The sequence below is a fragment of the Rothia mucilaginosa genome, assembly GCF_964211445.1.
GTDB classification, from domain to species: Bacteria; Actinomycetota; Actinomycetes; order Actinomycetales; family Micrococcaceae; genus Rothia; species Rothia mucilaginosa_E.
Window position 1 is genome coordinate 1 of record NZ_CAXOQT010000074.1, and the last position, 414, is coordinate 414.

Sequence of the window (414 nt, forward strand, 5' to 3'; positions counted from 1 at the left end):
CTAGACACCTACCCGGTGCATCTGGTCTGGCCGCGCGCCCCCAAGGGCGAGCCGCGCAGTGAAGAGCTCGAGGCGCTCCTGCAGGACTTCATTGGCATTGTGCGCGGTCGCACCGCAACCAGCGACCGCGGTAGCGAAACCCGACAGGCACGCGCCGAACGCGTCGCCGCCGAAAAGGCAAAGGCGAAAGCGAAGGCACGAGCCGCCAACGCACGCCGCGAAGCACGCGATAAGAAGCGCGCCAACGCCAAGAAAAACGGCAACGCACGCCAGCACGCTCGACAGTCCGCCAAAGCCGCCAGCGCACGCCGCGGCAAGAAACGCTAAAGAACGATAGACGGTAAAATCAAACCATGGCATTAGCAATGGAAACCCGACCCGCAGCCTACGCAGTCATCATTGAGCAGGGCAAGC

At 63.3% G+C, this 414-nt stretch carries 1 pseudogene; it reads left to right on the forward strand.

Annotated features, from left to right (window positions below):
• Positions 1-327: pseudogene (locus AB8E48_RS08995) on the forward strand (LysR substrate-binding domain-containing protein); the annotation flags it as partial.
• Positions 328-414 lie beyond the last annotated feature (87 nt).